At 62.8% G+C, this 26,909-nt stretch carries 12 protein-coding genes; 3 read left to right on the top strand and 9 right to left on the bottom strand.

What is annotated here, in order from left to right; all coding sequences use genetic code 11:
* Positions 1-17: 17 nt before the first annotated feature.
* The 3 genes from ACILSQ_RS15315 to ACILSQ_RS15325 form a co-directional block, all read right to left on the bottom strand.
* Complete coding sequence (locus ACILSQ_RS15315; RefSeq protein ID WP_395744523.1) at positions 18-3,332, bottom strand: protein kinase domain-containing protein; 3,315 nt, start codon at positions 3,330-3,332, stop codon at positions 18-20.
* Between the two features lie 57 nt (positions 3,333-3,389).
* Positions 3,390-5,033: an FHA domain-containing protein gene (locus tag ACILSQ_RS15320; protein WP_395744524.1), complete on the bottom strand. Its 1,644-nt coding sequence runs from the start codon at positions 5,031-5,033 to the stop codon at positions 3,390-3,392.
* Between the two features lie 111 nt (positions 5,034-5,144).
* Complete coding sequence (locus ACILSQ_RS15325; RefSeq protein ID WP_395744525.1) at positions 5,145-6,407, bottom strand: LysM peptidoglycan-binding domain-containing protein; 1,263 nt, start codon at positions 6,405-6,407, stop codon at positions 5,145-5,147.
* 222 nt (positions 6,408-6,629) lie between these two features.
* On the opposite strand from ACILSQ_RS15325, the gene ACILSQ_RS15330 reads away from it, so the two are divergent.
* Genes ACILSQ_RS15330 through ACILSQ_RS15340 form a run of 3 tightly spaced genes read left to right on the top strand, consistent with a single transcriptional unit; the run spans position 6,630 to position 12,389 of the window.
* On the top strand, positions 6,630-8,648 hold the full coding sequence (locus ACILSQ_RS15330; protein ID WP_395744526.1) for a protein kinase domain-containing protein: 2,019 nt from the start codon (positions 6,630-6,632) through the stop codon (positions 8,646-8,648).
* A 20-nt stretch (positions 8,649-8,668) separates the two neighbouring features.
* Complete coding sequence (locus ACILSQ_RS15335) at positions 8,669-10,960, top strand: protein kinase domain-containing protein (protein WP_395744527.1); 2,292 nt, start codon at positions 8,669-8,671, stop codon at positions 10,958-10,960.
* Positions 10,961-10,982: 22 nt separating this feature from the next.
* Positions 10,983-12,389, top strand: coding sequence for an FHA domain-containing protein (locus tag ACILSQ_RS15340; RefSeq protein WP_395744528.1), 1,407 nt, complete (start codon positions 10,983-10,985; stop codon positions 12,387-12,389).
* A 125-nt stretch (positions 12,390-12,514) separates the two neighbouring features.
* Here the strand turns inward: ACILSQ_RS15340 and ACILSQ_RS15345 are convergent, their stop codons facing one another.
* The 6 genes from ACILSQ_RS15345 to ACILSQ_RS15370 form a co-directional block, all read right to left on the bottom strand.
* Positions 12,515-14,782, bottom strand: coding sequence for a serine/threonine protein kinase (locus ACILSQ_RS15345; protein WP_395744529.1), 2,268 nt, complete (start codon positions 14,780-14,782; stop codon positions 12,515-12,517).
* A gap of 104 nt (positions 14,783-14,886) precedes the next feature.
* A complete protein-coding gene (locus ACILSQ_RS15350) occupies positions 14,887-16,200 on the bottom strand; it encodes a formylglycine-generating enzyme family protein (protein ID WP_395744530.1) in 1,314 nt (437 codons plus the stop codon).
* Positions 16,201-16,291: 91 nt separating this feature from the next.
* Positions 16,292-17,569, bottom strand: a complete 1,278-nt coding sequence (locus tag ACILSQ_RS15355; protein WP_395744531.1) for a formylglycine-generating enzyme family protein — start codon at positions 17,567-17,569, stop codon at positions 16,292-16,294.
* A gap of 257 nt (positions 17,570-17,826) precedes the next feature.
* Positions 17,827-20,271 (bottom strand): serine/threonine protein kinase, encoded by a 2,445-nt coding sequence (locus tag ACILSQ_RS15360; RefSeq protein WP_395744532.1) that lies wholly within the window; start codon positions 20,269-20,271, stop codon positions 17,827-17,829.
* Between the two features lie 140 nt (positions 20,272-20,411).
* Complete coding sequence (locus ACILSQ_RS15365; protein ID WP_395744533.1) at positions 20,412-22,844, bottom strand: bifunctional serine/threonine-protein kinase/formylglycine-generating enzyme family protein; 2,433 nt, start codon at positions 22,842-22,844, stop codon at positions 20,412-20,414.
* Between the two features lie 16 nt (positions 22,845-22,860).
* Entirely contained in the window at positions 22,861-26,808 is a 3,948-nt protein-coding gene (locus tag ACILSQ_RS15370) for an SUMF1/EgtB/PvdO family nonheme iron enzyme (protein ID WP_395744534.1), read from the bottom strand.
* Positions 26,809-26,909 lie beyond the last annotated feature (101 nt).

A 26,909-nucleotide genomic window follows, 5' to 3' on the forward strand; every position in this document is an offset into this window, starting at 1 on the left:
AGGGGAGGGGGCAGTGCTCAGTTCGCGAAGTCCAGCAGCAGGATGCGCCCGTTGTCCGTCCCGGCGGCGATCCGGGTGCTGAGATTGTTCCAGACCAGCGTGTTCACCTGGCTGCCCACGTGGCTGTTGAAGAGGTTTGTGCTCGTGTCAAAGCTCTTCACTCTCGTCGCGTTTTTGATGTCCCACACCTCCACGGAGTGCTTGCCCCGGATGCCATAGCCTTCACTGAAGGCCACGGCCATGAACTGGCTGTTTGGGCTCATGGCCACCTGCGTCGCGTCCTTGCACCGGGAACCTTCGATCACGGTTTTGAAAAGGCTGGCGGTATAGCCGGCATTCCACACGCAGATGCGGGAACTCTCCGCCACCGCGAGCTGCTTCTCAGGTCCCCAGGCCAGGCAGTGTGCATTCACCGGCAGGGTCACGTCAGCCGTGCTGGTGGTGCTGCTGTCCATTTCCCAGATGTTCACCTGGCCTGGGGCTGCCTCGGCCACATACCGCCCGTCCCAGCTATGCGCATGGACTTCTGCGAGGCGGATGGCCCCGCGGTCCTTGCTCTCGTACTCACCTGAGGTGTTCAGGAGATAAATTCCCGAAGTTGTCACAACGGTGGCCCTCTTGTCTGTGCCGCCCCAGCCGACCGATTTCACAGTGCCTGAGGGCGACCGATATTCATGGAGAATTTCCCAGGTGTTGGGGTTGATCAGTCTTACCTCTGAGCGATCAGCCATCAGCATGCGGTCATTTTCCGGGGACCAAACCAAAGACCCGCTGCCATAGAACGAATAGTCTTTAGGCTTGGAGCCTTCGCCGGTGGTGGAGTTCCAGATGCTGGGCAGGTTTGAGCCACTCAATGCCAGGCGTGTGTCATCGGCTGACCAGCTAAGGCAGGCGACGGGCCCCCTGCCTCCGTCAAAAAGAAAAGCGTGCGCTCCGCGCATCTTCCACGAGCCCAGTCCCAGCAGGAGCACCAAGCCTCCCATCAGGCTGCGGGGGCGTTTCAGGTAGCCGTGTGCCATGCCCAGCAGCAGCCCACCCGCCAGCATGGTGTAGAGCCAGTGGGCTCCCTGCATCCACAACGCTGCATCATTGGCTGGGTGCGCGAAAAGCAGGAACAGGGTCAGGATGACCGGCCCGGCAGCGATGCAGGCCACGGACACCACGCCAAACACCACGGAGCGCCTGAACAAGCGGCTGGCGCCGATGATGCCCAGAAGCGGGAGAACCAGCACGGGCACCCACGCATCTCCCACCGACATCCATGCCAGCACGATAATCACCATCAGCGTTATCATGATCAGCGACAGCAGCACTTCCCCACGCCGGCCCGCCATCCCCGGTGGCGTTTCCGCCAGATCAGCGGCTACCACCGGCAGATGCTTCCATCCCAGGGCCATTGCTCCCAGCAGTCCGGTGCAGAGAACGATGTCAACGACACAACACAGCGTTCCATACTGCAAATTGCCCTCGCTGAAATTGCATTTCATCGCCATGCCAATCATCGAGATCGCGGCTGCGCTGCCGGCCGCGCTGATCCACCACCACCTCCTGGAGCAGCGGAAAAAGCGGCGGAGGCCGATCCCACCCAAGATGAGAAGGGCGCCTGCGGGAACGCTGGCTGCGGCGGCGTGAAAATAGGCACAAATCCCGGCAACCAGCGTCATGACCATCATCAGAGGCACCAGAGCAAGGCCGCGCCGCAGCCTGGCCTGGTAAGGATCTGGCTGCTGCATCCAGCCGCGCACTATGCCGAAAGCCAGGCCGGCGGAGACCGCCCCCGTGATCCAGGCCATCAAACTAGGAGAGACGAGAGCCGTCCGCGGGCCGTTTACCTGGATGATTCCCATGGTCAGCAGCACCCCGCCGTACACCAGAGCCGAAATGCTGGTCCATTGCCAGATTCCAGCTCCCCGCAGCAAACCGCAGGAGCCCGAGAGACCGAGCGGGATCAGGACAATCGACGCCAGCCCCGCCCAAATAAAACAAAGCTCCTCATCTTGTCCCCGCACGGCAAACAAAAGTGGAATCATTAGCACGGTGGCCAGGATCAGCGGCATCAGCACATAGCCTCGCTGGCGCACAATGCCGGCCACCGTCAAGACTGAGGCGGCAGGCTTGCTGGCCGTCCCCTCCGCAGGCTTCGCGCTTGCGGTCCAGGCCTTCGTCAGTGGCTTCGCCCAGCGCACGCTTTTCACTCCTAGCTCCGCCACCCACCGCGCCAGCGTAGCGAGCTTCCCACGCAGCGTCTCCAGGCGCTGGCGCAGCGTGGGCCCTGGCGGTTTGGGCGGGGCTTCTTGTTTCGGAGCAGCGGCGCTTCTGGCCTCACGCTTTGCCTCGCTCTTCGTCTGTGTCCCTGAACCGGCCTTCCTGTCAAACAGCACTGCTTTAAACTCCGCCGCGCTGGAAAGGCGTTCCTCACGCTTTTTGGCCAGGCATTGAAGCACGGCTTTTTCCCAGGATGGACTGATTGGATTGCCGGTGCTCGCGTTGGTGCCTTCCTCCACCAGCTCCTGGCGCCGCTCGGTCATGGACACGGGCGGCTCGTGTTTGATCTGGTCGCGGATGAGCTCCACATCTCCGCGGAAGAACGGGGGCGTTCCGGTGAGCATTTCGTACAGCGTGGCCGCCAGGCTGTAGAGATCGTCCGCGGCATTGGTGGGGCGGCCGCTGAGCTGCTGAGGGCTGGCGTAGGGCAGGGTGAAGCTGCTCGCGCCGCCGTCCGCCCCCGCGCCGCCGCCCCCTTCGGTCTTGCTGTATTTGGACACGCTCTGCTGGATGCGGTGGCTGATGCCGAAGTCCATGAGCAGCGCGCGCCCCTGGGAGTCCACGATGATGTTGGAGGGCTTGATGTCCCGGTGCGCGCGGCTGGCCTCCTCGTGCAGGTAGGTCAGCGCATCGCACAGGTCGCGCATCCAGGAGGAGACCTCCTCGGGCTCAAAGAAGGCGCGCTGCTCCTCCTCCAGGTGGTGCAGCAGCTCCTTCAGCGTGCGCCCGTCCACGTATTCCATCACGATCGCTGCGATGCCCTCCTCCTTTTCCAGGCCGTAGGTGCCCACGATGCGTGCATGGCGCAGCTTCTTGCCCGCGCTCACCTCCTCACGCAGGCGCTTCATCTCCGCCTCCTGCAGCACCAGGACGGTGGGCAGAAACTTCAGCGCCACCTCCGTCTCCTCCGTGTGGTCCACGGAGAGCCACACCACGCCCATGCCGCCGGCGCCCAGCGGCTGCTTGAGCTCATAGCGCTGGTTGAAAAGCCGCTGGCCGCCCTTGAGCTGCGGCATGCGCGGCCCCCCGTGGTCTTGAGACTGGTTTAGAAAAGGGTCCGGAGACATGGGGCGCAGCAGCGAAGAAAAAAAGAGAGCGGACGAGAAACAATGTCGAAGGAAAAATCAGGGATGATACGCGATCGGCATCACCCCGCGCTTGCGCGCGTCCCGGATCTCGATCAGACCCGCCAGGCCTTTTTCCTGGATGATTTTGTCCTTGTGCTCCGCAAACTCCCGGGCGGCCACGCCCACCGCCTTTTTGAAAGACTCGGCGGAGGCGGACATCTGCGCCTTCTGCTGCTCGGACATCGCCTTGCCGATCACCTGGTCCACGCCTGATTGAATGCTCGACTGCGTGTCCTGCTTCATCCCCTTGAAGCTTGAGATTTCGCTCAGGTCGGTGCTTCCCATCATCGTGGTTTCCAGAAAAGCCAGCGAATCCCGGTCGCCTTCTTTGAGATAGAATCCCACAAACATGTGCCCCGGCACCACCACCAGCACGGGCTCGATGCCGATCTGCCTGAGGATGGAGGCAAAGATGATGGAGCCGTCCACGCAGTTTGCCTGGGAGCTGCTGATGGTCTGGTCCACAAAGCGCACCTGCTGAGCATGCACTCTTTCGTTGCTGCCGGAGATGGTGGTCACATTGCTGTAGCGCACGCCGCGCTGCTGCAGCACGTTCCAGATGGCAAAAACCTGGAGAGCCACGCCGTCCTCGCCGCTCTGGTAGCCGTCAAACTGCGAGACCGCGCCGCTCTTGAGCGCCTCCTTGCGGATCTCCTCTGAAAACGGGTGGTTTTCATTCACATACGCCGCAAACATCCACGTGCAGCGCTCTCCCTCATCCTTGTCGTCAGAGGCATTGCTGCCCACCACAAACGGGCAGTCATTGATGGAGCACACCCGCACCGTCAGCGCTTTGCTGTCTTTCACGCCGTCGATCTCGGTTTTCGCCACCAGCGTCAGGGGAACCGCCTGCCGTACTTTGAGCAGGGCGTCATAGTGGTAGTCCATCTTGGGGTAGATGCGATAGGTCTCTCCTGCCTGGGGGAGCTCCACCTCGATGCTCCCGCCTTTGATCATCGCGTTCGGCTCCACCTCCACGCTGACTTTCGCATGGTCCCTGGGGCTGGTCACTTCCACGCAGATGATGCCTCCCGGGTCTCCCAGCCGGTTCGGCGCTTTGGCATTGGGCAGCTCCGTCTGTTTCATGGTGGCGATGGCGACGAGGTAGGAGGGGAAAATCTGGCCGCCCATGTCCACCTTCGGCTCCCATTCCACCGAGCCGGAGGCCACCGGCGGGGCTTTTTTGGGGGTGCCGCTGAGGAAGAAAAAGCCCCCGCCTGCCAGCACCGCCACCGCTGCGGCGATGGCCAGCCACTTGCCGGCACCGCCTCCGGCAGAGGGCGCGCCCGCACGTGATGGGGCCCGGCCTCCGCCCTCGGCCACGGCAGGAAGCACGGCCTCCACCTTTGGGCCGTTTTGCCCCAGCTCGATGACGGTGGAGCCGCCCACTTTGCGCTTCAGGGTCACGCGCTGTCCGTTCACAAAGGTCCCCGTGCTGCTGCCGGCATCCTGCAGCCACCACGCGCCGCCCTCGTCCCGCCACAGCCGTGCATGCGAAGGCGCCACGCCGCGGTCCCAGGTGGGGTCATAGCGCACCGTGTTGTGCGGGCCGGTGCCAAAGGAGATTTCCTGAGTGGCGAGGTTCTCCTCCTTGCCTTTGCCAGTGCCGGTGATTCTGCGGATAAGGATGCTGGTGCTCATGGGCGGTGATTAAGTTTCCTGTGTTTCATTAATGGATAAAGCGGCTGCGTTCCAAGCAACAATTCTCATGGCGGCGTAAATAAACACCCCGGTGGAAAGAAACGGGCTCTCTCAGTGGTTTTCCGCCATGGCCAGCGGGCTGGCAGGGAGGGCCGCGCTCCATGCGATCTGCGTCCCTTTTCCCACCAGGGTGGCCAGGCGCACGATGTCCCAGTTTGCCAGGCGCACGCAGCCGCTGCTGTGGTTGCGGCCGATGTGGCCCGGGTCGGAGGTGCCGTGGATGCCGATGTGCGCCACCGGACCGCCCACCGGCTGGATGTTCATCCACAAAATGCCCACGGGGTTGTTCGGCCCGTGCGGGAGCATGAACTGCTTTTCACCCTTGCGGCCTTCCTTGAGCAGGGTGTCGTCCCAGGTGAAGGTGGGGTTGGGCACCAGGGAGCGGATCTCCCAGGCGCCTGAGCGGCGGTGCTCAGGCTTGGCGCCGACGGTGATGGGAAACGTGGCGCGCAGCGTACCGTCCGCGCACAGCACCTCCAGCATGCGCTCGTCATAGGCGATGTGAAGGCGCAGGCCCTTCGGCGCCTTCTGGCTGAGCAGCCCCGGCGTCTGCCAGGATTCAATGAGGAAGGGCGCCGCCACGGCGGGCACCTGCAGGGTGTCTCCCGTTTTCAGAGTGGTCAGGTCCAGGCCGGGATTTAGCCGGCGCAGTGTGGAAAGGTCCGTATGAAAACGCTCCGCCGTGTATTCGGCCAGTGTTTCATACAGCAGCGTCTTCGCCGCGGCCTTCTCCTCCAACGTGGCTGGCATGGGACCGACAAAACTCCCTGCGGACTCCGGCAGGGTGAAGGCCATCTGCGTCTTGGTGATCTGCTCCCGCGCGGCCTGCAGCAGCGCGTTGAGGCCGCGCTGCTTCTTCGCGGCCAGCCAGCGTTCGGCCGCTTTCACGGTAAACTCGCCCAGAAGGCCGTCCACCTTCCCGGGGGCAAAGAGTTCACGATCGAGAAAGAGATGAATTTTCCAGCGGTCTGCCGCAGCGAGTTTCTTGAAGCCTTCAGCCAGCGTGGCGGGGGCTTTCGGAGCCGGGTTCGGGGGAGGAGTCGGATTTGGGGTGGGAGCCGGGGCAGGGGAGGGGATTGGAGCGGGTACGGGGGGCGGAGCTGGAGCTGGCACTTCGACCGCGGCTTCTGGCAGTTTCAGACTCTGCCCCACGCGGATGAGGTCGCTCTTCAGGCCATTCACTTCCTTGAGCGCCGCCACCTTGCAATGGTGCTGTCGTGCGATGCTGTTGAGCGTGTCTCCTTTCACCACCAGGTGAAGGCTGGCCGCTGACGCGGAGTTCAGGCAAAACAAAAAGAGAAGGGACAGTTTCATGGGATGGGGTGCGGTGATGACCCCGATGGAAGAGAACCGCCGGAAGAAGTTCCGGAACTTTTTCCATTCAGTAAAAAAAATTCGCTACCGCCGGAAAACCTCCTCCCGCCTTCCTTTTATTGGGTGATTGACGATCTGCCCGGCACGCTGCAATAACTCGGATTACCCAGGGCATGCTTACAGATTAGTCTGTTTCACCCCACCTCTCCTTCCCGAAGAATCATGAGCACCACAGGCGCAAATCCGAATCTCGACTATCAGGCCACCCGCATCGGACTGGGGGAGGGCTCCGTGGTCTTCAGCCGCTTTTGTCTCAAGCGCATCCTGGGCCGCGGCGGCATGGGCGTCGTATGGCTGGCGAAGGATCAGCAGCTCGACCGCGATGTGGCCGTGAAATTCATGCCGGACCTTGTGGCCGGAGATCAAAACGTCCTGCAGGATCTCCGCCGCGAGACCCGCAACGGCATGCGCCTCACGCACCAGAATGTCGTCACCATGTTTGATCTGGTGGAGGAAAACCAGAGCGCCGCCATCGTGATGGAGTTCGTCAACGGCCCGCACCTCGACGCCATGCGGCGCAGCCAGCCGAACCAGGTCTTTGAAGCCTCCAGCCTGGGCCGCTACGTCTCGCAACTGCTGGACGCCCTGGAGTACGCACACCAGACCGCGGGCATGGTGCACCGGGATCTCAAGCCCGTGAACCTGATGGTCAACCAGGATGACGTGCTGAAGGTGACGGACTTCGGCATCGCGCGCAATCTGCAGGACACCATGAGCCGCGTCAGCGTGAAGCTGAACTCCGCGGGCACGCTGGTTTACATGAGTCCGCAGCAGCTCATGGGGGAGGCGCCCTCCGCCTCTGACGACATCTACGCTTTTGGCGCCACGGTTTATGAGCTGCTCACCGGAAAGCCGCCCTTTCACACCGGAGACATCGCCACCCAGGTGGAGTCCCGCGTCCCCCCGCGCATGAGCGAGCGGCGCCAGGAGTTCGGCATTCAGGGAGAGGCCATTCCCGAGGCCTGGGAGCAGGTGGTGGCCGCCTGTCTGGAAAAGAACCCGCGCGAACGCCCGGCGGACATCCAGGCCATCCGCGACGGGCTGCGCGGCCAGCGCTTCAAGCGCGGCTCCGGAGATACCCGGGCGCGGCGCACCACCCGGAAAAAGACCGCCGCGGGAGAGGCCGCGCCCGGCACTTTCACCTTCACCCAGATCGCCATCACCGCCGCCGCCGTCATCGCCGTGGGGGGCTGGTACTTTGGCAGCCACCTGCCCGCGCAGGAGCGCCACCTGCGGGAGATGCACGCCGCGCAAAACACGGCCGCCGAGGAGGCGCAGGCGCAGAAAAAAGCCAGGGCGCGCGAAGATCTGGAAGGCTCCGCGCAGCTCATCGCCAAGGCGAAGAGCATGGACCCGCAGCAGTTCTCCTCCGCGAAGGCGCGCAAAGAAATCTGGGAGCAGATGTCCGCCGGCCTGCGGGAGGTGGCCGTGGCGGGAGATGCCGAGTGGGAGCAACTGGAGCGCGAGGCCAACCGCCAGAAGCGCCTGGCGGAGGATGAGGAAAACAAAGAGCGCGCCGACTACGAGCAGGGGCTCATCCGCCTGCAGGGAGCCATCGTCGTGCCGCGCGAGGCCTCCCGGCAGAGCGACCTCAACTCCACGGCCAAGAAGCAGGCCTGGGAAAAGTTTCTTACCGAAGTGCAGGCCACCGAATTTAACGACGACTACGGCACCAAGCACAAGGCCCTGGAGGAAGAGGCCGCCATGGAGTACAACATGTGGGCGCTCAAGGCCCTCTCGGAAAGCCCCGCCACCATGGTCTCCCCCAATCTCGTCGTGGCCTCCAAGGACATGGTGAACTGGAACTCCGCTGAGAAGGAGCAGATCATCAAGCGCGTGCAGACCGCGCTCACCAGCGCCGGCTACTTCCATGGCAAGGTGGACGGCAAGCACAGCAAAGATCTGCATGAGGCGCTCATCGCTTATCAGCAGAAGGAGCAGATGCCCGCCACCGGCCTCATTGATGAAAGCCTCGTCACCCGCCTCAAGGTGGATGCCTCACGCCCGGTCATCGCCATCGCTTCTCCGTCGCGCCAGTATGCCAGCGCGGACTCCGCTCCCGTCCGCCGCTCACAGCCGCCGCCGCCGCCCCCTCAGAACAGCAAGCTGCAGGGCCTCTCCAACCTCCTGGATATCGGCATCAAAGGCGGACAGTTTTACCACTCCATCAAGGGCCGCTGATCTCTCTCCTGACCACTCCTATGAGCACTCCTCACGATCTTGACTCCGGAGCCACCATTCTGGCCTTCACCCCCGGCGCGCGGCTGTTTGACCGCTACGTGCTTCAGCGCCTGCTGGGCAGCGGCCGCAAAGGAGACGTCTGGCTGGCCCGGGATGACAAGCTGGGCATGGACGTGGCGGTGAAGCTGCTCAAAAACTACCCGCACTTCCACGAGCTGCGCTCCCAGATCGGCCGGCTCATGGACCTTTCTCATCAGAGCATCATCCGCGTCATCGACCTGGCAGGAGATGAAAAGCTCGCCGGGTTTGTGATGGAGTACTTCGAGTCCCGCAATCTGGCCACCCTGCTGGCGGAGAAAAACGGCCGCCCGTTTGAAACCACGGAGATCCAGCGCTGGATGCGCGACCTCTACGCCGCGCTGGAGTTTGCCTCCAGCCGCTCCGGTCTGGTGCACAAGGACCTCCGCCTGGCGAATCTGCTCGTCAGCCCCGCGGGCCAGCTCAAGGTGGCGGAGTTTGGCCTGGTGCCCGAGCGGCCCGCCGGCTCTGAGGCCGCGCCCACGGACACCGAATATGTGTCCCTGCCGGCGCTCAGCCCGCAGGTGCTCGCGGGGGAGACGCCCACGCCGCAGGATGACCTGTACTCCGCCGCCGCCTGCGTCTATGAGCTGCTCACCGGCAAGCCCGTTTTCCCCGGCGGAAACATCGTGCTGCAGATTCAGAAAAAGGTGCCGCCAAAGATCGCGGAGCGCCGCGCCGAGCTGGGTCTGAAAGGCGACGCCGTGCCCAAGGCCTGGGAGCAGTGGATCGCCCAGAGCCTGGAGAAGGAGCGCGAGAAGCGCCCTGCCTCCGCCTCCGCCATCGTGGAGGCTTTGCAGTCTGGCACCTCGCTGGACACCCGGCGCACCACCTCCGCCGCCAATGTGCTCGCCAGTACTGTGTCCAAGGCCATCGACGGCATCCGCGAGCAGGATCACTCCTGGATGGGCTCCCTCCTCAAGGCCGCGGCGGTTCTGGGGCTGCTGGGCGGCGCCTTCTGGTACTTCTGGGTGCTGCCCGCGCGGGAAAAGAGCGCCGAGCTCCGTACCGCCTTTTCCACCCTGCGGGAGCAGGATGCCGAGATTGAAGATAAAGGCGGCGATGCCGCGCAGGCGGACAAGATGCAGAAAGCCTGGCAGAAGTTCATCCGCGCCCATCAGTTTGACGACATCGCCTTCACCGATGAGGAGCGCGTGGTGCTCACCCAGGCCAACGACCGCCTCGCCTTCTGGAAGGAGCGCGAAGAGGAGCTCGAAAAGGAGGCGCAGCGCCTGCGCCAGGTCCACCGCGATCTTGTGGCGCGGCTGGAGAGCGAGGTCAAACGTGAGCAGGATGCTGACAAGGAGGCGGACTCCCCCACCGCCACCTCCATCTCCCGCGCCGCCGCCATTCCCGGCCGCGTGGAGGCCTGGCAGCACCTCATCGACAAATACAACAAGGACGACGCCTCCGCGGCCGAAGACTACCAGGCGCCGCTGCTCATCGCCCGCCGAAGCCTCGCCACCTGGCAGGCACGCCAGAAGGCCACCGAGGAGGCCTCGAAAAAATGGATCACCGAGTCCGAGCTCGCCTTCTCAGGCCTGGGGGCTTTTCTCAAGCTCGGAGACAAAGGCGCGCAGGCCAAGCTCAACCGCCTCACCACATTCATCGAAGGGCTGCGCAAAAACCCGCCACCGGGAACTGCCGCCAAGACCCAGGAGTACACCGCCGCCATCAGCCAGATGCAGGCCGAGTGGGGCCGCAAGCTCGACCAGGAGCGCGCCACGCCGCCCGCCAAAACGCTTGGCGAGTTCTTCGCCGGCACGCCCCTCGCGGATGCGGACGAAAACAGCCAGAAGGCGGCGCTCAAGCTGCTGCAAAGCGAGCTCAAGAACGACGGCTGTTTCACCCAGGAGCCGAACGGCGTTCTGGGGGATGCCACCGTCACGGCTTTCAAGGACTGGCAGACCAAGAAAGACCTCCCTGCCGACGGCCGCATCTCCTCCGCAAGCTGGGCCGCCACCGATCTCGGCAAAATGGACCCGGGCACCCTCACCACCCAGCTCACAGACCTGGCCAAGAAAGCCGGGGAAGAAGCCAAGAAGGCCGTCGCCACCACCACCAAAAAATACACCGGCTCTGGAAAGGGTAAGCCGGCGTCCAAGGAGGAGCCTGGGAAGGTGAAACAGGCGGTCACTGCCGTCGGCGGCGCATTAAAGAACGGGTTCAATGGAGTGAAAAACTTTGTCACTGGGGGGGACTCCAAAAAATCCAGCTCCAAAAAGAAGAAATAGTCGGTCTTCCATTTCACACACCGTGTCCTCCTCCGTCACCCTCCAGCTTGCCTTCCCCAAGGTCTTTGTCGCCGGCTTCGGCAGCTTCTTCCACGCGCGTCTGGTGAATGACGATTCGGAGCCGCTGCGCTCCCCGGTGCTGACCTTCAGCTGCCCGGACTTCGACCCGCCGGAGGTCTCAGTGCCGTTTGACGTCATCGCCCCCGGAGGCGGATACCAGGACGTGACGGTTTCTGTCAGCCCGGTGCGCGCCGGGAGCCGGCCGCTCGGCGTCGTGGTGGAGTTCTCGGACAAAGACCTCGGCAGCGCGCGCATCGCCACCTGGGAGGGGCTCACCATCTTTGAAAAGCCTGCGAACGAGATCAACGTCACCAACATCATCCGGGATGTGCAGAGCCACCGCAGCAGCGGGGACAAGGCCGAATTTGGCGCGGTGAAGGGGGATGTCAGCATCAACGTCACCAACAGCATGGGGGATGTCCGCACGCTGAACGACCTTCTCGCCGCCACGTTTCCCGCCCAGTTTGTCTCCGTGCGCCTGCGCGGCTTTGGCACCACGGACATGTTTGTGGTGTCCGAGCGCCGGCGCATTCCCCCGGCGCTGCTGCGTGTGTTTGAGCCCGCCTCGGTGCTCTCCCTCACGCCGCGCGTCCCCGCGGGCTCCGCGCCCGCTGCCGCGCCCCTGGGCTGGCGTCTCAAAGGCGGCGGCCAGCCCCTCGTCCTCGGACGCAGCTCGCAGGATGTGGACCTCGTGACTCGTTTCATGCCGGCAAATCCGTCCAATGACTCCATGTCCGCCGGCATGAGCCGCAGGCATGCCCGCCTCTCCGTCTGCAGGGAAGGGCGCCTGCAGGTGGAAAATCTGACCAGTGGAAACGTGGTCGTGGTGGGCTCCCAGTTTGTGCCGTCCGGCGCGCTGATGCAGGTGAACCCCGGACAGCAGATCAGCCTGGGCACGGTGCCCGCGGACCTGCGCCTGGCCGTCAAGCTGCTGCCCCCGCCGCATCAGGAGATTCGCGTCATCAACATTCACGAATGGAGCGGAAACACCGCCACCGCCCACCATGCCGAGGTGCAGCACCCCGCCTGGGGGCACGCCGTCTTCACCTGGCCAAACTCCGCCCCCAGCTTCTGGCGCACTGCCTGGTTCACCCGGCAGGTCTCCTTCGGTTCCGGCGGGGAGGTGGCCATCCAGCTCGCGGATGATCCCGCCGAAGACCTGCTCTCCCCCTGCCACGGCTTCTTCCACTACCTGCGAGGCTGCTACTGGCTGGAGGTCATATCCTCCCGCGGCAACGTCACCCTCAGCGACCCCCATGTCCTCGACGGCCAGCCTTTCCCCGTCCTCCCCGGCCAGATCGCGCCCCTGCGCGGCGGCATGACCCTCACCCTCGGCCGCAACGTCCTCGATGTGGCCCGGGTGGCGTGACCCCCTGCGCGGGCCGCTCTCCGCGCGCCAGCCTGCACCGTGGTGTTCACGGAGGGCTGTCATGGTATTAAATGGGAGGATCAAATACCATGCGGACCGTTACGCCACCGCGTGAGCGCCGGGGTTCAAGGCTTCTGCTCCTGACTGATCAGGACGGACTTCACCCGGGGGCCGCCGTCCTCAAAGACGATCCGGGTCACCTGCATGTGGCTGGTCGGAACGGGTGCAGACGACGGGGATTTGTCGTTGCCCAGCACGGTGGCCCAGACCAGCCGCTTCACCGTCACCTCGGGGCTCTCGTAAGCCCCCTTTATCACCTCAAACCCGCTGTTGGAATCCCATTCGTAGTGCCGCATTTGGTTGCGTCGGTTTGCTTCATCTTCAATGTTTAGAATGATCTCGGGTGTAACCGAAGGCCTGGCGAAAAAGGTTTCCACTGAGTCCGAATAATAGTGCTGGATGAGGCCGAGGCTCAGTTGTGTCTGAGCGCCGGGCTTTGAGGATTTTTCGCCGATGGTCAGGAGCTCCTCCAGGAACTTTTTCAAGGCGGTCTCGCTCATGCCTGGGTAAACAGTCTTCCCATGAATGGATTCGATCAGCAGGCGCTGTCCATGGCTGCTCAGGATCACCGTGTCTTCATGGAATGCCTTTTCAGGGGTGCTCTTCCCTTTGGGAACCTTTGAAAACATGATGATGACGCTGACCTGAAAGCGCCCTTTGCCCAGGGGGCTTGCCTCCATGTGGGTCACCACATACTTCTCGTCGCCATTTCTCTTCCTCTCATTGACTTCGATCGCCGAGACTTCCTCCGGCGTGTGGGTGCCTTCGTTGAAGTAGTCCACCGCGGGCGCCCACAGGGGGATGCGCTTCTTCTGCCAGTCCGCCTGGCCGGCGGCGTCGTAGTACTGGCGCACCACGTCCTCGGCATTTTTTGCGGTGAAGATGACAGGGCGCACCGGTGGTTCAGGCTTTGGAGCGGACGCTGGCTGCTGCTTTCGCTCAGGCTGTGACTGCGTCGTCTCCGTGCGCTTCTCACTCGGCCGCTGCGGTGTGACGGGAGGCTCCGGCCGGGTCCAGAAATAGGCGATGAAGCCGAGCGCCACGACGGTGAGCCCCAGGCACAGCCTCACGCAGAGCCGCGCGCAGCCGCCCTGCGGAGCGGGGGCTGGATCGTAACCGGCACTCAGTCCCGCGATGTGCTGTGGCTGGGGTGTGAGAAATGCCTGCGGCGCCCGGGCTGGCGGCTCTTCTTCGTCTTCGTCTTCGTCTTCGTCTTGCTCAAATTCCTCCTCTTGCACGTGCACCTCTGGTTCGGGAGCGGGTGCCGCCCGTGCGGTAGTGTTTCTGATCCCCGGCGAATTTTTGATGGAGTCAAGCACGGTGGGAGGTGCGGGGGGCGAGGCTGCTGCCTTTGCAGGTGCTGATGCCGGGGCAGGGGCGGGGGCAGGCTGGGGCGTGGTGTAGTCCCGATCGTTGAAAAAATCGTCCAGCTCATCCAGCGTCGGACGCTCATAGGGCTCCTTGGCCAGGCACTCAAACACCAGCTTCTGCCATTTCATGGCCACCTGTGGCAGGGGGCCGCGCAGCACTTCCTCACGCAGCAGCTCAGTGCGCCTTTTTTCAAAATTTGCCGGAGCTTCATTGCGGATCTGGTAGCCCACGGCGTCCGCATTTCCGCGGAAGAAGGGCGGCCTGCCCGTCAGCAGCTCATAGAGCAGCGCGCCCAGGCTGTAGATGTCGTCCGTCTCCGCCGCCGGCTCCCCGCGGAGCTGCTGCGGACTGGCGCAGGAGAGCGTGTGGCTGCTGCTCCCGGAGGGCGTGGCGGCCACGTGCTGGCTCAGCGTGTGCCGTACATTTTCACTGATGCCAAAGTCCAGCAGCTTCAGCCGCCCCTGCCGCGTGATCATCACATTCGCCGTCTTCAGATCCCGGTGGATGCGGCAGGCCGTGCCGTGCAGGTACTTCAGTGCCGCCACCAGGGAGAGCATCCAGCCCCGCACCTCCTCCGGCTCAAAGCAGCCGTGTTCGCTTTCCTCCAGGGCCTGCTTCAGCGTGCGCCCGTCCACGTGCTCCATCACCATGGCCGCGTAGGGCGGATCGTACTCAAAACCATAGGTGGCCGCCAGGTGTACATCTCTGAGTTCCTGCGAGGCCAGCACCTCCTTGCGCAGCCGCGTCAGGTCGCCATCCGTCCAGGCCCGGACCCCCGGCAGAAACTTCAGGGCAAAAAGCTTGTCATTCAGGTGGCGGTCCTTCGCCAGCCACACCACGCCCATCCCGCCGCCGCCCAGCAGCTTCACCAGTTCATAGCGCTGGTGAAAAAGCTGCAGGCCGGGCTGCAGCGGCGCGTCTGAACGGCCTTCGATGGTGACTTGATTCAGCGGATGGTTCATTTCAGTTAATACTTAGGCAGTATTAAGCAGCAATCGCATAAATCGCAAGGGCGGCTGCCGTGCGGCCTCCGTTCAGCGCACCTTCGTAGGGTGTGATCCCAGCCTCAGCGTGTCAGCGCATGCCCCAGCACCACGCGGAAGCCCACGCGGCCGGAGCGCCTGTCCGGCGGCGCAAACTGCCGTGCCGAGGCGCGGGCATGAACGGCCGGGTCCTGGTAGCTGCCGCCCCGCACCACCCGGCTCACCGCCTGGTTCAGCGGGCCGGAGGGCGCGGCCTCGTTCAGCGGGTCCACCGTCATCAGCGGCAGGTAGGGCGCATACACATCCTGGCACCACTCGTACACCAGCCCCAGCATGTCGTGCAGCCCCCAGGCATTCGGCGTGCGCAGGCCGGTGTCTGCAAACTGGTTTCCCGTCTCCGCCACCAGGGCGATTTTTTCCAGCGCCTCATAGCGTGCGCCGCGAGTGCCCGCGCGGCAGGCCAGCTCCCACTCCGCCTCCGTGGGCAGCCGGTAGGCAAAGCCCGCCGGCAGCGCATTCGCTTCCCGCTCGATCTGCGTGAGCCGCTCGCAAAACACCCGTGCCTCATCCCACGAGACTTTGGTCACCGGCTTGTCATGCCCCACATGGCTGGCAAATCCCGGGTCAGGCACGGTGCCCATCGTGGCGCGGTACTGCGCCTGCGTCACCGGCGTGCGGCCCATCCAGAAGCATTTTTTCATCGTCACCTCACGCACTCGCTCGCTCTCCACGTTTGCCTCCGCATCCCCTTCGGACGCGCCCATGCGGAATTTTCCCGCGGGCACCGCCTGCAGCGCCATGCCCGTGTGGCTGGTCCAGGAGCGGCAGTTTTCCTCCACGGCGGAAGGCGGCACCGTCTGCATCTCCCCCAGCGCCTCTGCGTCCGCCCGGCTCAGCGCCGCCTCCAGCGCCTGGTCAAAGCTGTCTGCATTCACCGTGATCTTCGGGCCGATGTGCACATTCGCATCGCTCACGAGCTGGCCGTAGAGAGCCTTTTCCCCGAGGGACATGCTCACCCCGTTCAGCATCCCCTGCAGATCCCGCGCGCTGCGTGGCAGCGGGCGCACCACCATGGGCAGGTCCGTGCGCCAGCGCTGCGTGAGGATGCCCGGCACTGCCGCGCTCACCTCCACCACCAGCCGGAAGTGCCCCGCCTTCACCGGGGTGATCGTCAGCGGAAAAGGCTCCGAGGCCTGGCCCGCATGCGCGCTTTGGATGTGCAGCTCGCAGCCTCCGTCTGGAAACGCATCGCTGCTCAGCTTCACCCGCACCTGATGCACATCCGCTCCCGGCGAGCACACCGCCTGCATGCGCGGGCTCCGAGCCTGCCCGGCAAACCACAGCGAAGGCAGCGCCGCCTTGATCGAGACCAGAGTGGAGGGAGCATTCAAAGACATGCCCACCCCGATACACGCCACCCTTCCGTACATCAACGCCGGGTTGGAGAGCTGCAAAGAGTCCTGCGCTGGTTCACCGTCACGGCGCTCTTCATTCCCGCGCCAGCACCACGCGGAAGCCCACGCGGTGGGAGGCGCTCTGCGGCGCGCGGCCATAGCGCGCGGAGGCCCGCGCAAACTCATCCGGCCCCTGGTAGCAGCCGCCGCGGATGACGCGGTGCAGCGGCTGCCCGCCCGGCGCATTCCAGCACACCGGGTCCGTCGTCTCGCCCATCTGGTACGGCGCATGCGCGTCCAGGCACCATTCAAACACCAGCCCCAGCATATCATGCAGGCCCCACGCATTCGGCTCAAAGGAGCCCGCCTCCTTCATGTGTCCGCCATTCGCCTGCACGGAGCCTATTTTGGCCAGCGGCCCGTAGCGCGGCGCGGCGCATCCCGCGCGGCAGGCATACTCCCACTCCGCCTCCGTGGGCAGGCGGTAGGCATAGCCGGGCGGCAGCGTGCCCGCGTCTCTTTCCAGCTTTGTCAGGCGCGCGCAGAAGTCCACCGCCTGGCCCCACGTCAGGTTTGCCACCGGCATGCGGTCTGCCATGTGGCCCTTCAGCGTCACCGGCGTGGCGGTCTGCATCACCGCCGCCCACTGCGCATTCGTCACCGGGTGCCTGCCCATCCAGAAGCTGCGCGTCAGGCAGACCTCCCGCCGGCTCTTCTCCTCCGGCCTTGCCGCCGCGTCCGCGGCCGCCGCACCCATGGTGAACTCACCGCGCCCCAGACCCGCCAGCTCCATCTCGTGCGCGTTGGTCCAGGACTGGCAGGTCTCCTGCGCGATGTACAGCGCCACCGGCCGCATCTCCCTCGCCGCCGCATCCGCGGCCAGCCAGTTCTCAAACTCCTCCGCCACATTGACGCCGTGCACATGCACCTGGTGCCCCACCACCGCAGGGCCTTCAGCCGCCATCATGCCAAAGCCCGCCTTGGCGCCGATGTCGGCATTGAGCACCACATTCACCGGTCCTCCCGCGCCTGGCCGCGGCCGCGCCTGCACATCCACCTGCGCGCTGCGCAGCTCCTGCAGCAGATGCGGCGCGGCCCGCACCTGCACCTCCACATGAAAGTGATCCTCGCGCCCGGCGGGGGCCGGCACCCGCAGCAGCTCCACCCCCTGCATCCCGCGCCGCAGGAAGGGAATGGTGTGCCACTCCGCCGCCGCCGCCCCCCACCACGCCCCGCGCATGCGCAGATTCTTCAGATCCACCGCCCCGTCATTCCGAAGCCGCAGCCTCACCGCCCGCCCCTCCTCCCCCAGCGCCCACCGCGTGGGCATCTGGAGTTCCAGGGAGAGGAGATTGGAGGGCGGGTGGATCATGGGATTGGAAATACGAAACAGCGAAAAGCCGAAGGAAAATTCGGTCGCAAAACGAGCATGGAATAGCAACAATGTTTTAATCGCCGGTCATAAAAGAGGCGAGAATGAATTATTTCCGGCGTTCGGAAAGAAAAATTTGGCCCAGTCATTCATCTTGAAGGACTGAATGAACTTTCCCGAGATGGGAATGTGCTGCACGCGCGAACATTGTCAGGCGCATGAATCTGAGAATGTTTAAGCGCGGACGGGTGATGTGATCACTTTTCCGTTGTGAAAGACAGCGGCTGAATTCCCTTAAGACGGGCCTCCTTGATGGAGATTAAAGAGTAGGTTGGGTTTTTTTGCATCAATTGCCTGACAGCGCTTTGAAATGTTTTATCGCCATTGATTTCAGCTTCGATAAAAGAGTTGACCGAAGGTATCATTTCTTTTGATTGTTCGTTATCGGAAAGAAATTCTATTTTTTTACTCCCGGTCAACTTATTGAGTCCAAGATCCGTTGTCTCCAAACTCGTTGGCATGGCTGCGCTATTCTTGCTCAGGTCGAAAGCGAGGAGGTAGTGTCCTGGAACACGTACTATATAGGAATGAATTCCTATTTTTTCCAGTACTGACGCCATCAAGATGGTTCCATCTAGGCAGTTTGCTTGTCTGCTGATCGATTCACTGATGAAACGGACATTTTGAAAGATTACTCTGTCATCCGGAGAGGTATCTACCATTTTACTAAATTTGAAACCCAGACGCTGAAGTGCTGCCCAGACGGCTAATACCTGGCGCTTGACTTGCGATGGGTCTCCCGATTGATATCCGTCGAACATGCTTACAAGCCCAGAAGCCATCGCTTCTTTAAGAATGTGTTGAACTTCTGGATGGTTCTCGTTGACGTATGCGGCAAGCAGGACGGAGAGATCAACTGCATCCTTGCCATTTTCATTGATGACCCACAAGGGGCAGTCGTTGAGCGATTTTAACGTGAATGTCGCGGTAACCTCCTGAAGTGCATCGCCATCGACTGATGCCGAAAAAATGATGTTGATTGGTTGCTGCTGGCGAATTTTTGACAGTTCTTCGTAGTTCCACAGGATTTTTGGCCGGATCAAAGCCCCACCATCGCTACCTAAAATTTCGAGGGGCCCCTGCCATGTGGATAACTTTATGAATTTGTCAGCAGTAATTTTGACGCTGACTTGGGCCCCCTTTTTCACGCCTTCCATTTCAATGCCGAGCCAGCCATTTTCGTCGCCGTAAATCGGAAGCCTGGGTTCCATTGCATTTTCATCTTTGCCATCACTAATCAGATCCAGCGTGGCGGTGGAGATGATCGCGCTGGGATAAATCTCCTTGCCAGTGAAACAGTAGGGGAGGAATTTTCTTTGCTGCGGGTTTCCTGACGGAGCTTGGCCGGCAGGCTCCTTTTGAGGTGGGTTCTGACTCTCCTGATGCGGGCTCTCTCCCTTCTGGCTCGGGTTCTCAGACACGGGCTGCGGAGACTTTGGCAGCACGCTCCAGATCACCAGTGGTACGGAGATGAAGACCGCCGCCAGCAGGATGATTTGCTCCCGCCAGCGCGGGCGCGGAGTGCGCTTTAACTGAGCGCTTGGCCGCACGTCTGCTGGCTGTCGTGCAGGTGGTGGCGACGGTATTGATGGCCGCGCGGATGCTGGGCCTTGTTCCGGCTTCGGTTGCGGCACTGTTGTCCGGCCCGCCACAGTGGATGCCGCCGGGGCGTAAGCACCCGCTACATCAACCGCAGAGGTGCTCTCGGTGCTTCTCGTCACCTGCTTGATCGCCTCTGACACCCCTGAGTAAACGAGTGAGCGAAAGCCCTGTGCCACTTCATCACCTGCAGGCCGCACGTCACGCTCTTTGCCCAGACAATTGGTGACGGTCTGTTCAATTCGGGCCGCGACCTGCCCGCCCACGCCCGCATTCAGTCCTTCGTCCACCAGTTCCTGCCGCCGCTCCATGATCGGCGTCACAGGTTGCGTGGCGATTTGAAAGCCCACCACATGGGCGTCTCCCCGGAAAAACGGCGGGGTGCCCGTCAGCAGTTCGTACAGCGTCGCTCCCAGGCTGTAAATGTCGTCCGCCTTGTGGCTGGGTTTGCCGGTGATCTGCTGCGGGCTGGCATAGGCCAGCGTGCTGCTGCTGGAGCCCGCCGCGCTCTCGTTCGTCTTGCTGTGCTTCGAGACACCTTCCTTGATCCGGTGGCTGATGCCAAAGTCCATCAGCTTCGCGCGCTCGTCTGTGCCGATCATCACATTCGCCGGTTTCAGGTCACGGTGAATGCGCCTGGCTTCCTCATGCAGATACTTCAGGCCATCGGTCATGTCCTTCACCCACGCGCTGATTTCTTCCGGCTCAAAGAAGCCTCGTTCCTGCGTCTCCAGCTTCTCCTTCAGCGTCTGCCCCGGCACATACTCCATCACAATGGCGGCGACGCCGTTTTCCACCTCCATGCCATAGGTGGCCACCAGCCGCGGGTGACGCAGCTCCTTGACCGCGCGCACTTCCTCGCGCAGGCGCTTCATCTCGCCCTCCTGCAGCACCAGCACGGAGGGCAGAAACTTCAGCGCCACATCCAGCTCCTCCGTGTGATCCCGCGCCAGCCACACCACGCCCATGCCGCCGGCACCGAGTGCGCGCAGCAGCTCATAGCGCCTGTTGAAAAGCCGCTGCCCCGCCTGCAACTGCGGCATCTGCGGTCCGCCGCGGTCCTGGGAATGCTGGAGGAATGGGTCGTGAGACATACAGGGAAAGAGAGTTCTGGAAAGAAGTGTTGCAGTGCTGAAGATAAAAAACGGATTGTGTTCTTTCGGAGAAGCAGGGTGGTCGACGATTACTTCTGACGAGGTCTGTTGTCTTTGTAGTTTTTAGTCGATGGTGCTGATGGTGGGGCTTTGTGTTGGGATTCACCCGCCGTAAGCACGCAGCGGAAGCCGTTGGTGCAAAAACGAAAATCCGGAGAACCGCAGAAGCGGGAAGGTAAAAGAAGGCCTTCTTTACAAGAAAGCCAGGAGCCTCCGCGCTGTACCCGATCATCCTTCTTGAATTCATAAAGAGAACTTGTCCACTCTCCAACATTGCCACTGAGGTCGAAGATGCCCAGTGTGTTTGCTTTGAAGCTGCCCACTGGCGCGGTCAACGCGTAACCATCGGTGTAATCACCGTAATAATTTGCCACCTTACCTGAAAGTAATTGGATGGAAAAATCTTCGGGGGGGGCACGTTTCAAAAGCTCTTTAAGCTCTTTGACTTCGTCATCATCGCCTACAATGATCGGAGCAAAAGCAGGGGGGCGCACAGCATTGGGCAGTCCTGTTGCAGTGCCGTAAGTGAGATCTGCGTAGTTTCCGCTGCCCTCAGGGGGGGCGGATTCTGTTCCCCACGGGTATGTCCGAGTCTTCCAATTTTGGTCTCTCTCCTTCGGGCTGGCGAGGCTATCTTCTTGGTCTCCAATGCCGATGGCGTAGCTCCATTCAAGATCGGTGGGAAGGCGATATTCGTCATAGGGGCCAATGAACCCTGCCGCTCGGTCTTTCTGCGTGAGCCAGATGCAGAAGGCCACGGCGTCGTAGTAGTTCACATTTGCTACCGGGTAGATGCTGTCTTCCATACGTTCTCCAATGCCACATCCGACCCGCAGGCGTATGCTATCCTCCAATCTGAGCCGTATGCCGAGAGTGCTGCCTTTCTTCCACCCTTCGCCAGCATCGTAGCCCGTGGCTTTGACAAACTCCGCATAGTCCTTGCTTCGCGTCTCCCAAATGCTGAAGAGCACGCTCTGTCCTTTCGACGGCCCCGCACCGATGGACACGGGCACAAACGGCATCCCCAGGCTGTTGATGAAGGGGCGCTCTTTCTGCGCAGCGGCCGGGGTGGTTTTCGCGGCGGAAGGCCCTGAGGGATACAAGACTTTTTCGATGGCAGCAAAACGCTCTTCAAGTGTCGGTGTCTTACCGGGTCCGACCTTGATCAAATCGAGCGTCCACAGTTCCGTCTCCATCGCGTGGACGCGCTGGTCGAGAGTGTCTCCCGCCACGGCGGGCTTGAACAAGGAGAACCGCTGTTTGCAGATTGTCTCCGCGGAGGTGATGCGCTGTTCCAGCGTCGCCGTGACGGGCGCAGGTGCGGGAGCGGGCGCCGCAGGTTTTGGCTGCGCATGCGCCTGGGGTGCTGCCTTTGTTTCAGACCCAGCCGGAGAGTTCTTTTTCGGCGGAAGAAAAAACAGCCATGCTCCGACGCCTAGCAGAGCGGGCAGCACCAGCGCAGCCAGAACCTTTGAACTGCCCGCTAGAGGGGAAGGGGAAAACGAATGAGCGGACTCCGGCGTGGGATGAAAGCTCTGTTCGATCTTCCCGGCCCCGGGCCGCTTCTCACGCTCCTTGCTCAGGCAACTCGCGACAATCTGTTCAATGCGTGCCGACGCCTGCGCACCCACGCCCACATTCAGCCCCTCATCCACCAGCTCCTGCCGCCGCTCCTGAATCGGCGTCACCGGCTCATCTTTGATCTGTCCGCGCACCGCATCCACTCCACCCCGAAAAAACGGCGGCGTGCCCGTCAGCAGTTCGTACAGCGTCGCCCCTAGGCTGTAGATGTCATCGGCCTTGTGGCTGGGTTTGCCGGTGATCTGCTGCGGGCTGGCATAGGCCAGCGTGCTGCTGCTGGAGCCCGCCGTGCCCTCGTTCGTCTTGCTGTGCTTCGAGACACCTTCCTTGATGCGGTGGCTGATGCCAAAGTCCATCAGCTTCGCACGCGCGTCCGCGCCGATCATCACATTGGCAGGTTTCAGGTCACGGTGAATGCGCCTGGCCTCTTCATGCAGATAGCCAAGGCCATCGGTCATGTCCTTCACCCACGCGCTGATCTCCTCCGGCTCAAAGAAGCCGCGCTCCTGCGTCTCCAGCTTCTCCTTCAGCGTCTGCCCCGGCACAAACTCCATCACAATGGCGGCGATGCCGTTTTCCACCTCCATGCCATACGTGGCCACCAGCCGTGGGTGGCGCAGTTCCTTGCCCGCGCGCACCTCCTCGCGCAGGCGCTTCATCTCAACCTCCTGCAGCACCAGCACGGAGGGCAGAAACTTCAGCGCCACATCCAGCTCCTCCGTGTGGTCCCGCGCCAGCCACACCACGCCCATGCCGCCGGCGCCCAGCATGCGCAGCAGCTCGTAGCGCCCGTTGAAAAGGCGCTGCCCCGTTTTCAAAGACGGCATCTGCAGGCCATCGCCGGCATCCATCGACTGATTCAAAAAGGGATCGCGGGACATGCGGGGAAAATCTTGATCATTTCACAGTGATGACGCCATTCATGATGGCCACGTGGCCGGGAAAGGTGCAGAAGTAGGGATACTCGCCCGCGGCGGGCAGGATGAATTCAATAGTCTCACTTTTGCCCGGCTGGACCAAAGATGTGTGAGCCAGGATGTCGGTTGATTCAGGGATGAAGCCTTTGTCCACCAGCGTCATGCCGCTCATGGCAATGTCCATCATCTTGTCCCTGGTGCCAAGTTTGCCGATCACGACATTGTGCGAGAGCGCCTGGGTGGTGGAGTTTTCGAAGGTCAGCCTCACCTTCTGGCCCACCTGGGCGCTGATCGTCTTGGTGTCGTAGGCCAGGGAACTGGTTGCACTTGTCCTAAGGGTGATTTCAAGCACTGGCACCGACGGCTGCGGTGGAGCGTCCACCTTCAGCGTGCAGCGGAAGCCGCTGGCGTGAAGGGTGTTCTCATCGGCCCTGCGGTACGAGGAGAGCAGCATGGTCGGGGAGGCATTCATCCACGAGGCGCCGCGCAGCACGTGGTTGCGGCTGCCAGGCTCCCAGGGCGTGCTGGTCCACTCCCAGAGATTGCCGCCGATGTCGTAGAGGCCGAGGAAGTTGGCCTCGAAGGTGCCCACCGGCGCGGTGGTGGGGTAGCCGTCCATGTAGTTTTCGATTTCTTCATTGCCGCCCACTCGGGATTTGAACGAGGCATCGGCATAGTTGCCGCCGCGTTCGGATGGCGGAAAATTCTGACCCCATGGGTAGATGCCTTTCACCTTCACGTCCTTGAGCCTGGGGGCGGCGGTGGGATCCTCCCTTTCGCCAAGGCCGGCGACAATGCTCCAGTCATCATCTGAGGGCAGGAGATACTCGTCCTCCGGACCGATGCTGCCCGAGGCGCGCTCTTTCTGCGTGAGCCACTTGCAGAAGGCCGTGGCGTCTTCATACCGCACATTCGCCACGGGGTGGTTGCTGACGTCCACGGCCTCGCCTGTGGCACGTCCCACAGGCCAGCCATGGGTCTCATAGGTGCGCCAGTCTTCGCCCGCATTGTGGCCGGTGGCTTTCACAAAGGCGGCGAAGTCTTTGCTGCGCGTCTCCCAGATGCAGAAGTGTACCTTGCGGGAGACAGTGCCGTCCTTCCTTTTGTAGAGGACGCCCGGCACGAACTTCATGCCCAGGCTGTTGATGAAGGGTGCATCCTTGGTCAAATTCCACAGCGGGGAGCCAGAGACGGGATTCAGGCTCACGCTCATCCCTGCGGTCACTCCTTCGGCGACCTCCACCTCTTTTTCCACGGGGATGTAGCCCGGCAGGGTGAAGGTGGCCCTCCACCTGCCTGCGGCCAGCGAGGGTGAAGTGGCCGGTGTGGTCAGCGTGTGGGACACCTGCTGGTGCGAGAGGCGGCACTCCGCCCCGGGCGGCGTGCTTTGCACCTGTACCGCGCCGCCCTGGAACACGGCCCGGTAGCTCGAAGGCGTGGCGACTCCTTGATTGCTCACCCTCACGGTGAAACGCTGCGGGGTGCCATCCGGGGAGCGCACGATGAGATCGTGAACACCCGGCGTCAGCGTAAACTTCAGCGGCGTGATGCCGATCTTCTGCTTGTCAGCCCAGACTTCGGCGCCGGCCACATTGCTCGTCACCTCATACATGGCGTTGACCGCTGGCGGCGGCGGTTTTGGCACCGTGGGCTCAGTCCGTGGCGTCAGCGGCTCGAATTTGCGCACCTCGACAGTGATGCCATCTTCCGTATAGATCTGTGCTTTTCGCACGAGGGCGGGACGGAACCCCACCTGGCTATTGCCGTGCTCTGGCACAGCCCAGTAGCGGCTGGCTGAGCGGGAGCGAGAGGCACTGCTGCCCCAGGATCCACCACGATGCACGCGCGCGCTCGATGTGTCAGGCCCGGTGGGATTCGTGCCGCCAAGAAGTTCGTCCGAGTAGGCATCGGCGCACCATTCGCTCACGTTTCCATGCATGTCGTGCAGGCCCCAGGCATTTGGGGCGTAGCTGCCCACCGGGGCTGTCTTTTGCAGGGATGGCCCCTTGCTGGTGGTGCCATATGGAACCGTGCCATCGCAGTTGGCCTCTTCGCCATTGAGCACAGCGCCAAAGCTGAAGGGCGTGCTCGTGCCTGCGCGGCAGCCGTACTCCCATTGCGCCTCAGTAGGCAGAGCCCACACCCAGTCTTTTAGCGGCACTTTGGCATTAAGCTCGGCGATGCATGCCTGCGCAGCTTCCCAGCTGATGGTATCCGCTGGCATGTTATCTCCTTTAAAGTGACTTCCATTGGCCCCCAGGATCGCCCGCCACTGGGCCTGCGTGAACTCTGTGCGCGCCAGCCAGAATGCCTGTGTCAGATTCACCTTCACCTGATTTTCGACGTTGGTCCGTTCGGCTTCCGCCGCAGGGCTGCCCATTGTAAAACTGCCATGCGGGCAGAAGCAGAGCTGGATCTTTACACCACCTGGCAGGGAGACCTCGGCGGTTTTTCCCACGCTGCCATTTGCGAGCTGATGCAGCAGAGCGGAGGTATCCTGCGGCTGCCTGTGTTTCGCAAACAGGGTCCAGATGCCGGCCACAGCCGCGGAGGCCAGCGTCATGACCGTCAGCGCAGTGACCACCCGCAGCCAGGGAGAGCGCTGCGGGTGCTCTTCCTCCTGCCGCGTGGGGGGCGGCCCCCACCGGCGCTCCTCGGCCGTGGCGGCCTTGCCGCGGCGGATTTTAGCCAGGGGAGAATCCGCCTGCGGCACGGCTGCTTCGGGCAGAGGCGCCGCCTTCGTTGGCGCAGGTTTATCGTCCGGCGGGCTCTGCGGCGCGGCTGCAGGCCCCAGCCACACGCCGTAGTTTGACTCCACGGGGTCCGCGATGGGCGGAGGCGCGGGCTCAGGGGGCTCCGGCGTTTCGAAAAGGAAGTCCGCCAACGCGCCGCTCCCGGCCGCCGCCGCGCGGGCGGGCGCGGACTCCGCCTGCGCTTGTGCCTGCGCAGAGGCAGAGGGGCCGCCGCGTTCTTCCTGGCCGGATGGCAAAGAAGAAAAGCCCTCCACGACTCTGCCAGCATCCGCAGGCCGCGCCTCGCGTTCCTTCGCCAGGCAACTGAGCACGGTGCTTTCCACCGCTGCAGGCACGCGCTGGCCGGTGTCCGCATTGATGCCCTCATTCATCAGCTCGTGCCGGCGCTCCATCATGGGCGTCACCGGCTCATGCTTGATCTGCCCGCGCACCAAATCAGCATCGCCCCGGTAAAACGGCGGTGTGCCCGTGAGCAGCTCGTAGAGCACGGCGCCCAGGCTGTAGAGATCATCCGCAGGCGCGGCCGATTTTCCCGCCAGTTGCTGCGGGCTGGCGTAGGCCAGCGTGGCGCTGCTGGCGGCGGCCTGCCCATGGCCCGTCTTGCTGTGGCGCGTCACGCTTTCCTCGATGCGGCGGCTGATGCCGAAGTCCATGAGGCGCGCGCGGCCTTGAGCATCCACGATGATGTTGGCGGGCTTCAGATCGCGGTGGATGCGCTTTGCCTCACCGTGCAGGTACTCGATGGCGCTGCCCGCATCCTTCACCCAGGAAGCAATTTCAGCGGGCTCAAAGAAGCCGCGCTCCTGCGTCTCCAGCTTCTCCTTCAGCGTCTGCCCCGGCACAAACTCCATGATGATGGCGGCGATGCCGTTTTCCACCTCCATGCCATAGGTGGCCACCAGCCGTGGGTGGCGCAGTTCTTTGCCCGCGCGCACTTCCTCGCGCAGGCGTTTCATCTCACCCTCCTGCAGCACCAGCACGGACGGGAGAAACTTCAGCGCCACATCCAGTTCCTCCGTACGGTCCCGCGCCAGCCACACCACGCCCATGCCGCCGGCGCCCAGCATGCGCAGCAGCTCGTAGCGGCCGTTGAATAAACGCTGCCCTGTCTGCAACTGCGGCATCTGCGGACCTCCGCGGTCCTGGGAATGCTGGAGGAATGGGTCGTGAGACATGACTAGGAAAAAGTGGCGCGGGCAGAGCGGCGGAATGTTTAGCGTCTGCCTTTAAAGAGGCCAGCGGGAAGTTTTTCCGGCGCGGAATCCTTCAAAAAATT

The sequence above is a fragment of the Prosthecobacter sp. genome, assembly GCF_044227185.1.
In the GTDB taxonomy this organism is placed as follows: domain Bacteria; phylum Verrucomicrobiota; class Verrucomicrobiia; order Verrucomicrobiales; family Verrucomicrobiaceae; genus Prosthecobacter.